Annotated in this window: 13 protein-coding genes; 3 read left to right on the top strand and 10 right to left on the bottom strand. The window is 51.8% G+C overall.

The features are described from left to right. The 4 genes from hflK to CFLAV_RS13065 form a co-directional block, all read right to left on the bottom strand. Positions 1-1,893, bottom strand: a complete 1,893-nt coding sequence (gene hflK / locus CFLAV_RS13080; protein WP_007415208.1) for a protease modulator HflK — start codon at positions 1,891-1,893, stop codon at positions 1-3. 6 nt (positions 1,894-1,899) lie between these two features. After that, positions 1,900-2,862 carry a hypothetical protein gene (locus CFLAV_RS13075; RefSeq protein WP_007415207.1) on the bottom strand — a complete coding sequence of 321 codons (963 nt, stop codon included), beginning with the start codon at positions 2,860-2,862 and terminating at the stop codon, positions 1,900-1,902. A gap of 163 nt (positions 2,863-3,025) precedes the next feature. Beyond that, the gene (locus CFLAV_RS13070; protein WP_007415206.1) at positions 3,026-3,988 is read right to left on the bottom strand and encodes a serine hydrolase; all 963 of its coding nucleotides are present in this window, start codon (positions 3,986-3,988) and stop codon (positions 3,026-3,028) included. Between the two features lie 79 nt (positions 3,989-4,067). Next, positions 4,068-4,664 (bottom strand): RsmD family RNA methyltransferase, encoded by a 597-nt coding sequence (locus CFLAV_RS13065; protein WP_007415205.1) that lies wholly within the window; start codon positions 4,662-4,664, stop codon positions 4,068-4,070. 187 nt (positions 4,665-4,851) lie between these two features. Between CFLAV_RS13065 and CFLAV_RS13060 the strand changes: the two genes are divergently transcribed. Continuing rightward, complete coding sequence (locus CFLAV_RS13060; RefSeq protein ID WP_007415204.1) at positions 4,852-5,271, top strand: BON domain-containing protein; 420 nt, start codon at positions 4,852-4,854, stop codon at positions 5,269-5,271. Positions 5,272-5,463: 192 nt separating this feature from the next. Here CFLAV_RS13060 and CFLAV_RS13055 read toward each other — a convergent pair whose 3' ends face one another. From CFLAV_RS13055 to CFLAV_RS13035, 6 genes are all read right to left on the bottom strand, one after another. Next, a complete protein-coding gene (locus CFLAV_RS13055; protein ID WP_007415203.1) occupies positions 5,464-6,501 on the bottom strand; it encodes a YihY/virulence factor BrkB family protein in 1,038 nt (345 codons plus the stop codon). A 102-nt stretch (positions 6,502-6,603) separates the two neighbouring features. Next, entirely contained in the window at positions 6,604-7,215 is a 612-nt protein-coding gene (locus CFLAV_RS13050) for an Ntn hydrolase family protein (protein ID WP_007415202.1), read from the bottom strand. Between the two features lie 142 nt (positions 7,216-7,357). After that, a complete protein-coding gene (locus CFLAV_RS37600; RefSeq protein ID WP_085998868.1) occupies positions 7,358-7,501 on the bottom strand; it encodes an SEC-C metal-binding domain-containing protein in 144 nt (47 codons plus the stop codon). Positions 7,502-7,708: 207 nt separating this feature from the next. Beyond that, entirely contained in the window at positions 7,709-10,207 is a 2,499-nt protein-coding gene (locus CFLAV_RS13045) for a DUF4132 domain-containing protein (RefSeq protein WP_160164572.1), read from the bottom strand. Between the two features lie 99 nt (positions 10,208-10,306). Beyond that, positions 10,307-10,702: a hypothetical protein gene (locus tag CFLAV_RS13040; protein ID WP_007415200.1), complete on the bottom strand. Its 396-nt coding sequence runs from the start codon at positions 10,700-10,702 to the stop codon at positions 10,307-10,309. Positions 10,703-10,787: 85 nt separating this feature from the next. Beyond that, a complete protein-coding gene (locus CFLAV_RS13035; RefSeq protein WP_040548525.1) occupies positions 10,788-11,564 on the bottom strand; it encodes a dienelactone hydrolase family protein in 777 nt (258 codons plus the stop codon). Positions 11,565-11,658: 94 nt separating this feature from the next. On the opposite strand from CFLAV_RS13035, the gene CFLAV_RS13030 reads away from it, so the two are divergent. Then, positions 11,659-12,162 carry a hypothetical protein gene (locus CFLAV_RS13030; protein WP_007415198.1) on the top strand — a complete coding sequence of 168 codons (504 nt, stop codon included), beginning with the start codon at positions 11,659-11,661 and terminating at the stop codon, positions 12,160-12,162. A gap of 86 nt (positions 12,163-12,248) precedes the next feature. Then, positions 12,249-13,376, top strand: coding sequence for a sulfite oxidase (locus CFLAV_RS13025; RefSeq protein WP_007415197.1), 1,128 nt, complete (start codon positions 12,249-12,251; stop codon positions 13,374-13,376). The last annotated feature ends 17 nt before the right edge of the window (positions 13,377-13,393 follow it).

Here is a 13,393-nt window from a genome sequence, read left to right as displayed (position 1 = left end):
TTATTTCTTCGGTGGCGGAACTGTGATGGTGTCCAACAGGTCCTGCCGTATTTTATCTTCCAGGTTCAGGATCACCACATCCTGCGCATTGGTGGACAACAGAATGTATTTGCGCGCCCCCGCCACCGATCGGGCAAAGGTCTGCAGATAGGCACGAGAGGAATACACCGATGGTGAAGCTTCATAGGCTGGGATCTGGTTTGTGAACAATGCCGCACGGGCCATGGCATCCACTTCCTGTCGCTGACACGCAACTCGTGCTTCCGAAATCAATTTAAAGGCCTGCGCCTCTGCCATTGCGTTCGTCTTGATTCCATCAGCCTGCGCTGCCAGGATGTTCGCCTCCTTGGTGTGAATGGCGGCGACCACTTTCTCATAGTCTGGAGCCACCTTCACTGGTGGATGAATATCCTGCAGGCCGACGAATAGAATGTGCGCACCCAACTTGCGTCTGTCCGCCTCCTGCTGGATGCGATCGCGCAAAATATTCGCCGCATCGGAACGGCCATGAGACATGATTTCCTGCAAATCAGCGCTTACCAGGTAGCGAACCACTTCGCTGTTTGCGATGTGATTCAAGAGTGTATCTGGCTCTTCGTTATTATACGCCCAAGCCAGCAAATTGGTGATCTGGAACTGAACCGGGATGCTAACCGTCAACAGGCTGACCGGTGGCGGCCTCTTGCCCGCTGCAGCGTTATTGGTCGCGTCGTTCAGCTGTACCAAATCCCGGTTTGCCACCAGGAAGTTTTCTTCCTTCGCATGGCTCACGGTCCAAAGCACGGTTTTATCATTCTCACGCCCCGGATCGGGAACAAATCCAACATTAAACGATTGGATCTGATCGGTGGGATAGCGATAGACCTTGTCAATCGGCCACGGTAACTTCAAGTGTGCGCCCGGCCCCAACAACTCCCGGCCCTCTACCGGCCGGCCAAATCGTTCCAACAAAGCCTGCTCACCAGCATCAATAAACACCATGCTGGTGGACAACAACAACACGCCCACTTGCAGCAAAATCAACATTGCCAGCCTCTTTTGGAAGAACTTGTAAAACCATGTTTCAGAAACCTTGAAGCCAAATTGATAGTCGAGGGTTTGAGCCGCTGTTGATACCAAACCATCCGGCTGGCCGAGCAGGCTTACGATACGGCTTTCATAGATCGGGCGCGCCACTTTGCCCTTCATCCGCGGGCGATAAATTTCAAGAATCAGGTTGACCAGCGTCTCGAGCGCTATCAGCGTGAGAATCAAACTGAATGCCTTCGCGAAATAAAGGTCAGCTCGTGGGAAACCCAGCACCATCACCAAGCCAATGGCAACCGGAGCAGCCCAGCACAGAAATGCGCTAAACAGCATGTAACTCGCTCCCGGACGGACGAGTCGCAATCCTTCAAGGCGCGCAATACCCGTGGAGTATTTGCCTATCAGGAACAGCACCAAACCGATCAAGGCGAAGAGTCCCGCCGAGAGATAAGCGGTCGATGGCTGCATCGGGGTGATGAGAATCTTAGCCAGCCAACGCCAAAGCAGGAACGCTCCCCCAGCCTGTAATAAAAAGAGCAGCACCGTGAACGCTGGGACGAAGAACCGTTCAAATTGTTCGCGTGAACGCTGGGCTGGAAACACTTCGGTTTCCTGCGCATTGAACAATGCCGAACTCGCTGCCGTCTTGCTCAGTTCATCAAACTCCAGCTTCTCCAACCGCTCCCGCTCCTCAAGGCGCATTTGGAACCAGCTTACGATTGCGATCAATGCGCCAATCCCCATGAACACTGTGCTCACAAGGCCGGCCAGAGTATTGCCATAGCGAGCAACGCCATAGGCAATCGCCCCAGCGGCAATCAATAATAACAGGTTAATCAGCCCGTTTTTTTCAGATTTTCGTTCCATTATCGGTTAACTCAGTTCGCGATCTTCAAACAACATGACGGCAAGGGCCAAAACCGCCCCGACATAGCAGACCACATAGCTAAAGGCCTTGCCCACGTAACCCCACTCGAACGTGCTCTTGCCTGTTTCCAAGGCATCGCCCAGCCAAAAAAGCTGCCAATTCGGCGTGATGGCATAAAGCGTCGATGCCCACCACGAACCCGCCTTGGCCTTTTCTCCAAACAGGTAATTGGACATCAATCCCAACAAAAATAGTGCTGTGCAAATCGCCAGGGTTGGAATCATGTCCAACCGCGTCGAGCAGGCCAGTGCCAACCCCGCCAAAATCCAAAGCGCAAACAACACCAAAATGGACGCCGGCACCAACCGCCAATCGACTCCGGTGGCGAAAGGTTGCGAAGCCCCGTCTTTATTGAAAAAGCTGATGATGATAAACGCCACGCTCACCATCAGGACAATCCCAAACACTGCATCTGAAACGAATGGCCTGCGTAAAAAGAAGTTACTGAAACCGCCAATCAGGTACGCCACGAGCAGTCCACCAGCGAAAATTCCCAATGCCAACATATCCGTGGAACCATAAGCATCGAATGCCATGCGGCTGGTTAATAAAGCTGCCACCAGGTTCACATAAGTAAGTAAAGCCAGTGCCACCATCAACCCAACATACTTGGCCACAATGAATTGAGCCCTTCCGATGGGCTTGGAAAGCACCGCCAGAGCCGTTCCAGCTCGAATTTCCCGGGCCAACGAGGCCGAAGCGCTCAAGACTGCTCCAAATAACCCAGCCAGCAGCATGACTGCCATGACGCTGTTCTTGACCAACTTCGGCTCATCCCCAAACGCGAAGTAATAGGGGGTCGCGAGAAAGATCTCGAACACGGCCGAACTAGTCATCAGGAGCAGGAATACTGGTTGCCGCACCAGTTCCATGAACGCGTTCGCTGCGATGGTAACAAATTGTCGCATTTCGATAAAACAAGAGTTGCTAGATTACGAAAGAACTAATCATTTGCAAATGCTATTCCAGCTCGTCTTTGTTGTACACACACCGAGTCTAGCTACTATTGCCAGCCCGAAAACTGTGCTTTTGGACGCACATATTAGAAAAACGCTCAAAATTAGCCTCTCCTTATCTGATCTCCCCTAAGCAAGCCATCACTTCTTTGGCCAGAAATGGGATAATTTGCTGCTCCGAAGCATGGTTTAACGTGAACGTAACCAACACGAAGCGCATTCCATTCGGTAACTCCACATAGGCCGCGTCATGTCGAGTCTCACTTGTCCAACCGGCTTTGGACCAAAGCTTTGCACCTTTCGGAAGCGCTTTGGCCGTAAAAGCATGAGCTTGGTCATCAGCTTCTCCCGGCTTTTCGTAATCCCTCTTCAGCAACTCTTTCATCTGCTCACAACGACTCTCCGAAACCGCTTTTCCCGTTACCACCTCCGTAAGCAACCGGGCGGTCGCATCGGTCGTGAGCTGATTCCGGGTTGGCTTGAAAAGCTTCAGCGCCTGGGTTTCACGGCCATAAGGTCCTTCACACCAAGGCTTCTTATTGACGTTGATATTGGTATAGCCCAATGAAGAAAAATAGCGGTTCACGGCATCCCTCTGATAGTGCCATTCCTTGATCTCAGTCTCGGACAACTCTGGTCCGCTGGTCGTTCCTGTCACCAAGTCCACAATGTATCCAGTCGCCTCGTTATAGGAATCGACTATCATATCCCGCATCGCCCGGCGCAATTCCGCAGTATCTTTCAGCTTCCCATCCTCCATTTGTCGATGCGCTGTCACCAGGTAGAACAACTTGATGACGCTCGCGGGATAAATTTGCTCCTCGCCCCGGTAATTCGCCTCCACCGGATGCGCGGGATCCTTCAAGTTCACCAAAGTCACCGCCAACTGATTGCTGCCGAGCTTTTTCGCAGAGAACTCTTGCAACGTCTTTTGCACCGCCTGCTCCACCACTCGTTGCAAGGCTGCTTGTGAATTGGAATTACCAGAGGATGCTTCCCCCTGATTTTGTGCGTGACTGGAAGACATGAGCAATGCAAAGCCCAAACCCAAAATGGCTGCCCTAAATGTAGAAAGCATATACCGGATTTTTCGGCAATGTTTCAGACCTCAAGCTTTCGGTCAAGCAAGGAAGCGTTGAGCCACCGGCATTGCCCCACTATTCGGACGGAGCCGCTTCGGCTTTTACCATCAGGAATCTCATCACGGTGTCCCCATGCTTAAGCATCTTTTTTTCTTCCCAGGGAGCCGTCAGTTCCAAAGTATCCCGCTTGGTGTGCCCGAGGATAAAAAGCCCGCCAGTTGCTATCAACCTCGGCAAGTTCGGGTCATCGAGTAATTGTTGCGCGAAGGAACGTGAGCGTCGCCCCACGTTCTTTTCCCCATACGGAGGATCAGCTATTACCACCTCAAACTGCCTGCCGGCTGCGGCAAGTTGTGGCAGTGCATTAAACACATCCTGCACCCTGACTTCCAACACCTCAGGCCCAATTCCAACCTTGCCCGCATTGTGGCGAATGGCCTGGGCATGTCGTTGCGCCATTTCCACGCAAACCACCTGCGCTGCCCCACGACTCAGACATTCCAAACTCAGTGCTCCGGTTCCAGCAAACAGTTCCAGCACCCGGGCACCCACCACTCGATTTCCTAAACTGTTGAACACGGCCTGTTTCACCAGGTCCGGTGTGGGTCGTACATCCAACCCCTTCGGGACCCTTAATGGCCGACCGGTAGCTTTGCCGCCTGTTATACGCATATGAGAATTTAAGACTTAATTGCTTGATCAATAAACAATAATCGGACTTTCCCGCTCCAACCCGTGATCCAACTAATGACGTCTCCTGCTTCCGTACCCCACACATGGTTCTCGGGTTAGACCCCATGGTTGCAAAGCCGCTCTGGGACTATTGTTTAGCGTCAATAAGGACAACATAAATCAACACATGAAAATTAACCTTAAGCAATTAGTTCTCGCTGCCTGTCTCGGAAGCTCCGTGGCCTTCACCGGCCTGACAGGTTGTCACACCGAAGGCCGTTCTGCTGGCACTTACATTGATGATCGCATGGTCAGCAACCGCGTCAAAGGTGCCTTGAATGATAATCAAATTTATAAGTACCCCAACGTGGATGTTTCCTCATTTAACGGAACCGTTCAATTGAATGGCTTCGTGGCCTCGGCCGATCAGAAACAACAGGCTGCCGTCATCGCCTCCAAGGTCGATGGCGTCAAACAGCTCGTCAACAACATCACGGTGCAACCCATGGCCACTGGCCGCGCCAACGCACCTGAGCGCATTTATGAGAACAGCACCAACGCGGTGATCTATCAGAGCACCACGAACACGCTGGTTCAGCCCCAATAATCTCGCCCCGCGCGTCACTGCGCCTCCGGCTGGAAAATCAAAGCCGCCTTTCGGTTTCCGAACGGCGGCTTTTACTTTTCGAATGAGCACCAACTGCTCCCGGCTTTTCTCCTGCAGCACCTTTTCGCTCTCAATGTTTTATTCCTCTGTTCCTTGGAAGCTGAGAACCGTACGCTCCTCATAAAAGCACTGTTATTTCTGCAGGTCATGCCAGGAATCGACACGTCGGGAAATATTCTTCACGATCTGCTTCTGTTTCTCCACACGATTGACCTGCGGATGCTCAGGCTCCTCCTCAGCTTCAGCTTTATGCGGCGCGGCGCCTGCGGTTTTATCCTTCTGATTCCCCTGCTCAATCCATTCCGCGTGGGCCACCGGCTCCATCTTTTCTCCAAACCGGCAGGCGTATGCCTGCGTAACTTCCGCCCCGAAAAACAAAATTTGCGCCGAATAGTAAACCCATAACAAAATGATCACCAGCGAACCCGCAGCGCCATAGGCCGAAGCTGTCGCGCTCTTGCCGAGATATAATCCCAACCCAAACTTTCCCAGCGTGAAGAGGAATGCCGTGATCGCAGCCCCAATCCAAACATCTTTCCAGGCAATCTTCACATCCGGCAGCACTTTGAACAGCATCGCGAATAGAACTGTAATCACCCCAAATGACACCACCACGTTCAATATCTGCCAAAGAATATGCAGGTCCGGCACCAGGCCGGCGAAATACTTGTTTAAAGCGGTCAGCGCGGTGCTCACCACCATGGATACCAGCAGTAAAAATCCTATGATGACGATCATGCCAAAAGATAGCAGTCGATTCTTAATGAAACCCGTGACGCCCTGGCCGGGCTTTTCTCTAACACCCCAAATGGAGTTCAACGCATTCTGCAATTCCAAAAAAAGTCCCGTGCTTGTCACCAGCAGCGCGCCGATGGCAATGGCACTCGCGACAAATCCCTTCTGCTGTTGTTGCGGATTGGCCATGATGCTTTTAATCGCTTCCCCTCCCTGCTTGCCAATAAGTCCGCCCACCTGATTGAAAACATCCTTTTGAACATCGTGGTGGCGAAGGACGAGGCCGGCCACAAAGAACAGAATCACAAATAACGGCGGCAATGCCAGCACCGTATAATAAGATAACGCCGCTCCCAACCGCTGGGCATTATCATTGATGAAATTATTTACAGATTGTTTCAACAACCCCCAAACGGCTTTTAATGTCGAAGCCATATTTCATTTTAGCCTCGAAACTCAGGTCTCCACAGTAGGCATTTACCCATGGGGAAAATAGCCGGGTGCGGGTGGCGCCCGCACCCGGCGTGCTTCATTTATTCAAATGCAGATTACCTCCTCCACTACATTCTGCGCAGGCTTCCCCAACTTCAAGGACGCAGTATAAACTGTGTATGGCAGCCCTGACCACGGATCGAATTCACAGGCTGCCAACACTCCACCAATGGCCACCTCACGTGCCGTGGCTCGGGTGTCATAAGCCTGGTGCATCGCTCCCAACGCATATTCACGACCGGACCCAATCGCCCAAAAGGCCTCTATTTCCGTTACATTTCGATCTGAATTCACGTCAAAAATGCCATGCGGATTGGCAATCACAATCGTCATCTGGCTCGTTTCGTATGCACTGTCCTCTTCCTTCGAATTTACGAAGAAGTCCTCCTTCAATACGGGATGCAACTTCAGGAACGTCTCAAAAATATGCCGACGACTCTTGAAGTCCAGGTCACTGGGGCGCTTTTCCATCAAGCTTTCAAACACATCACGGTGCGCACAATATCCCACGAATCCAATGTACGTATCTTCAAACCGCAGTATTTTTTCCTTTTGCGTTTTGAACCCGGCGGAAAGCTTCGTTCCGCCGCTTGTCGTTTGCGTATCCGCGGCAATTGCCACTTCACCATTCTTCTTCACCACAACGATTGTAGACATAGACCAGTAATATTTTTTTCAATTTTAAAACAAAAACATTCCTTCGCGCTGCGTACAGCAACGCACCACCAAAGGCTCCGTGCGAAGACACAACCTCTCCGCACAGGAATTGAATGGGATTATCTTTCCCTAAAAGTAGTGGTCACGAAGCGAGCCATCGTAACGCCCCGAGCGCAGGCAACAATTCTTGAAACCTGCGTCCCGAACCGCATGGGCACAAATCTCTCCGGCCCAGCTTTTCGATCAGCTCTTTATTCCCGTGAACAATTTGGACGCCGCGCTTCACGCGGGTCTCGGAAGGGAACCCCTTTCGACGCTTACTGGTGCGTTCGAAAAAAGTCGTATTCGTTTTTTAGTAGTTGGTTTGCCATACGGCCTCCAATTCTGTTGCAGAGCAACTAAACTACAGCAGTCTCCAAAAATCAAGCAGAAGATGAAAAACAATGAGGTTCGGGGACTTTCAATCTCCAGCACTCCCGCCACCTCCTCGACTTTATCTCGGCTGAATCTGACTGACGATGGTGGGATCTTTTATTTTGTCATCATCGACCAGCAGAAAGGCTTTGCTGAGTATCACTGCAAGTGTGCTGTCTCCTTCGAACGGCAAGAACACCTTCTCCCCGACACCTTCTGCAGCTCTGTTGGGAACAATGCACAAGTACTGATCATTCGGGTCCATCAGAATGTTACCGCTGCCAAGATGAATTTTATACTTCCGAAACCTGCCCTGCACGTTGAGAAATCTTTCACTCAACGAACACTTGCCTGCAATTTTCAACCTCGGCAACAACCGCAGCAGGAAGTCACGACGGGTTTGTGCAATGCTGGAAAGTTCACCGAAGGAATAACCTCCCCAATAAGTGCGATGATCAACTGCACCCCCATCCCTCCAAGCAGGATCGTTTCCAATGCTGCACACCCCCACAAACAAATCAATATCCCGCATCACCTCGGAAAACACCAGCGCCGGCACATCACTCAATGCAATTGGCTCTCCATCTGGCCTGCAAAATCGAACCTGATCTGTGGAAAGACAAAGAAAGATTCCTGCTCGTGAGATATCGTCGTTATCTCCCACACCCTCAACCCAAAACTCCACTTTCAAATTCCATTGCGGAAGTTCCAAAGTGGGCGTATTTGCCGAATCAAAAGCTCCCTGCAGACTATATTTCCACCCGCGCTGCCTGGCCAGCGCGGCAAACTGATGCTGTTTGATGATGTGGGCAGCAAATCGATTAGAATAGGTTCCCGTGGCCAACTCCGCATCAGTCAGGATGTACAACTCTCTATGCGCCTGCTTAAACGGTTGAACGATCTCATGCCCTTCCAACCATTTCCGCCACTTGGACACCGTATCAATATCAAATCCGATTGGATGCCAGAGCCTGACCTTGGTTTCCGGCGTCAGCCAATCTATCTGCTTATTATCAATATCCACCAACTTTCCGTCGCGCCAGATGCCCGATGCTTTCCGTTCTCCATTTTGGAAATGCCATATTAATCGCCGGGACATGTTTGCAAGCAACGGATGGTTCAGATACCGCGCGCGCCACGACTCGAAATCCCACTCGCGCTCCGCCACGAACAATTTCTCGATGCGCTCCCTCTGCGCCGGGAGCATTTTTTCAATTTCCGTGACAGTTCTTTTCAGGACTTTAAGTTCTGTTGCATGCTGAGTTTTGACTTCGGCGGGAATGCTTTTCTGCGGCTTGCCTCCCTGTGTCCTCCATGACAATTCCACCGACTGAGTGCCCGCAATGCGCACCTCCGCGATGAACGCGCCGAACTTCTCTTCCAATCGGCCCTGCTCGTCCAACCCATAGGTCGGAACCGCTATTTCCTCCAACTCCGCACTGCTGATCCCCATTTTGGCAGCCGCTCTTCCCAATGCCTTTTGAATCAATGTTTGCGCAGTGGCATACTTCACTTTCAACTTCAACCGCGATAACGCAGCTATTGGCTGCAAACCCGGCAGGCTCTCCAACACAAAAAGACATGCGTTTCCAACTTTATTCGAAAGTGCTCCCCAGTTGGGAAGTTTCTTAAAGCTGATTTCTGCCAGGTTTCCCAAGACATTGATCACCGAATCATCCGCGTATTCTGTGCAAGACCACACGAGACCTTTCAGCACAGTGACATTGCGCTCGCACATTGGCGGCACATAGGACTCCATCTTATCCGCTTTTGCGGATGGCTTCACCAATGGAAACCACTCCAGCACTGCAGCCCTGAACGATGATGCTCCAATCTGCCCTACCAGTTCTCCCGCTCCTTTCAACCACTTTTTGGAAGGTTTGGATTGTTCGGAATTCCGACAATACTCTAACAGCTTCTTCCAGCATCCCCGCAACTCAGCCGGTTGACTGGCGATCAACTTCTGCGCAGCTTGAGCCCAGAAATCCTGCAGGTCCAGAACTTGAGGTTCCTTCCCCTCCACGAGTTGATCAATGGTTTCAGTCCACTTTTGCATGCGGGCGTTCTGACCTTGGCGTGCAATCAGCTTCTTTATTTGCCCCAACGCTCTCTGAGTGCCGGGTGAAAGCGGTCGCACTGCTCGCACCATCTCGCATACCTTCAATGTCTTCTCCATTGAAATCTCGAAACCCTCCTGCACGAACTCATATTGCCGGTTAACCAACTCTTCCACATCCTCATCTGAAAAAGGCAGCGGATTACGCAGGAGAACAGCAAAGAGCTGCTTCTGTTTCTGGAATGCACCAAGATAATCTAAAAAATACGCATCAACTTTTCCGTGTCTTATCCGGTGAATCGTCCAAGCCATCCGGGCAAGCAGCAAACGCACTACCACAACTTTCTTCTCAGGAGACACTTCGAGAACGTTTATCTGAGGTTGAACTCGCGACTGCACCTTCCCGTTCAGATCCAGCTCCGGCTCTTTTAAATATGTCGTTATCCCGTTTTCGAGTTCAAGGTGCGGCGACGACGCATCAACGGGATATTCCATGGCTTCCCCCTTTGTGCTCTTATCCATGCTCATGGCAACCCAACTCCCTTCTGGAAAACGCCACATTTGTTCCCGCCATATAATCTCCTTGTTTCGCGAAATGCCGATCCCGCAGGACCACTTTGATTATCCTCCGACCAAAGGCATGAGTTTAACAAAGCTCACCTCGGTTTCCACTTTGACTTCGAATTCCTCATCCAGACTCTCGGCCTGCCGGTCACCTATCAGAATGAAGAATCCATTCCGCTGAAACGCCTCCAGGGCTTTTTGATATTGCTCTTCCCAATCAATTTTCCGCCGCCGTTTCAGCTTATACCCATTTAAAACCTTCTCAGCTTCTGCAGGTTCCACCAGTCCCTGGAAATATTCTGGAGCCTTGAGATTGTAGTCCTGCACCTCCTCATAAATCCTTCCCCGGATCAATTCCCGAACAGTAATTCGTTCGGTAAGGAAATCGAGTGTAAGACTGTTGGTCCGCTTTCCGGACGTGGTCTCGTCATGAATTGTTAATGTCGTCGGCATAAACTCTCCTGTTGTTGGACGCAGGAGAGTATTAGCCTTTGCCGGCCACGAGGTCAATCATTGCATGGCGCAATGCAGAACCAGCTTACTTGAATAGCTCGTTGAAAAAGTCCTGCATATACTGCCACGAACGCTTGTCAGCCTTCTCATTGTATGCAGCGCCTTTGGAGTTGTCAGTGCCTGCCGTCCAATCTGTGAAGCTGTGCACCGCACCACCGAACTTCACCAACTGCCAATCCACCTTGGCGTCGCGCATCTCATCTTCAAATGCCGCCACATCCTTTGCCGGCACATACGGATCATCCGCTCCGTGCAACGCAAGCACCTTGCACTTGATGTTCTTTCCATCTTCAGGCTTCGGCGAATCCAGTGCACCATGGAAGCTCACCACACCTTTGACATCCGCCCCGCTCCGTGCGAGCTCGATCACCGTAGTCCCACCGAAACAGTATCCAATCGCCGCAACGTTCTTTGTGTCGGTAAATTTTTGTTTCTTCAAGGCTTCCAGTCCGGCATTCACACGCTGACGCAAGAGCTGGCGATCCGATTTATATTTTCCCGCCAGTGCACCGGCTTCCTTTGTATCTTGCGGCCTTATGCCTTTGCCATAGATGTCGCACGCAAAAACGCTATACCCGAGTTTAGCCAGCATCTCCGCCCGCTTTTTCTCATAATCACTCAGCCCCTTCCATTGGTGCACAATCAACACCGCTGGACGCTTGCCCTGAATGGAATCATCATAGGCTGAAAAACCTTCCAGCACGGTGTCCCCGTCCTTGTATTCGACAGCTTGGGTATGAATTTCTGCATGCATAGATAATGCGCAACAGAGTGAAAGCAAGACCGGTAACAATCGTTTCATAGTTGCAATCCATCATAGCGCGACTTTTCCAAAATTCCAGTTCACATATTCATTATCTATTGCTTGATTGACATACAGTTTATCATCTCTCTCAATGCAAAAGCTTGAGCCACCTGATTCACACTTCCTTTCCGCTGCGGAAGGTTGGATCGAATTGGGTAATTTGGCCGAGGCCAGATCTGAGCTGGACCAAATCTCGGCTGCCAACCAAAACCATCCTCTCGTTCTGGAAGTGTATTGGATGCTTCACGCCCAGGAACAGGACTGGATGAAAGCCCTACAGATTGCCCGCACGATTCTGCACATTGCGCCAGAGGAATGCTTCGGCTGGCTGCACCAGGCCTACGCCCTGCGCCGCACTCCCGCCGGCGGTCTCCAGGCCGCGTGGGATGCCTTGCTCCCAGCTATGGAGCGTTTCCCTAAAGTCCCCACCATTCCCTACAACCTCGCCTGTTATGCCTGCCAGATGCAGCGTCTCGACGAAGCCCGCCTCCTCTTAAAACGCGCCATCGAGGTGGCTGGCCAGGAACAAATCAAAACCATGGCTCTGCGCGATCCCGATCTGAAACCACTCTGGCCTGAGATTCGCGAATATTAATAATCCCGCGCCGCTCGGATTTGGTTTGAGTTTCTCCTCTTTTTTTGCATCATTCTCTTGTGTCCAATCCCCTTTCTCGTCGTGCTATGATTAAAGGCAGCGTGGCCACGGCTGCGCTTGCCCTCTCACAGTTTCCGCTGCGCAGCTTCGGCCTGCCGGAGCCGGAGGAAAACGAAATCCTGATTCCTTTTACCGACAAACTCCCGGCCACGCCTAACCGCCCCATGATCCAGTGGGAGCAGCTCACGGAATGGATGACGCCGGAAAAGGATTTCTTTGCCGTCAGTCATTACGGCCCCGCCAAGGTAGATGCTGAGAAGTGGAACCTGGAGGTTTCCGGCCTCGTCAAACATCCCAAAACTTTTTCCCTAGCCGGAATCAAAGCCCGCAAGCGTCGCGAAATCACCGCCACGCTGGAGTGTTCCGGCAATGGCTCTTCCCCTACTTTCATGGGTGCGGTAGGCAACACGAAATGGGCTGGCACGCCCCTTGGCCCTTTGCTCAAGGAGTGTGGTTTTCAAAAGGGCGCAATCGAAGTTGCCTTCTTCGGCACCGACGAAAAGAAGGAGAAAATTAAGGACAACGAATATCTGCAAAACTTCGGACGAAGCCTGACCATCGCCGATGCCCTTGATGACCGGATTCTCCTGGCTTACGAGATGAATGGCAAGCCGTTGCCCCCCGAACACGGCTTCCCGTTGCGGCTCATTGTTCCCGGTTGGTACGGTGTCGCCTGGGTGAAATGGCTCAAGCGCATCGAAGTGTTGGACCACCGTTTCATGGGACGCTTCATGGCGCGGGACTATGTCACCATTCGCGGCGAGGAACGCCCGGATTGCACCATCTGGCGCGAAACCAGCGTGACAAAAATGAACGTAAAATCCGTCGTCGCCCGCGTGGTTCGCCGGTCAGACGGTTCACTGCGGATTTCGGGCGCAGCCTGGACCGATGGCACGCCACTGGAGCGAGTGGAACTCAAAATCGACGATGGCTCCTGGATCGAAACGCATACTGATAAGCGGAATCAATCGAAATACGCCTGGACTTTCTGGCACTACGATTGGCAGCACCCCCTTTCAGGCGAGCATACCCTCGTCTCCCGCGCCACCGATGCCAATGGTGTCATTCAACCCTCCGCTGATGACCCGCGCATCAAATTGAAGAAAACTTACTACGAAGCCAATCAGCAATACCCCCGCAAGTTCAGTATTTAAAAGCAAAGGGAGACGAG

The sequence above is a fragment of the Pedosphaera parvula Ellin514 genome (assembly GCF_000172555.1).
GTDB lineage: Bacteria > Verrucomicrobiota > Verrucomicrobiia > Limisphaerales > Pedosphaeraceae > Pedosphaera.
The sequence above is the reverse complement of the archived record's forward strand: the minus strand, read 5'-3'. Positions and strand labels throughout refer to the sequence as shown.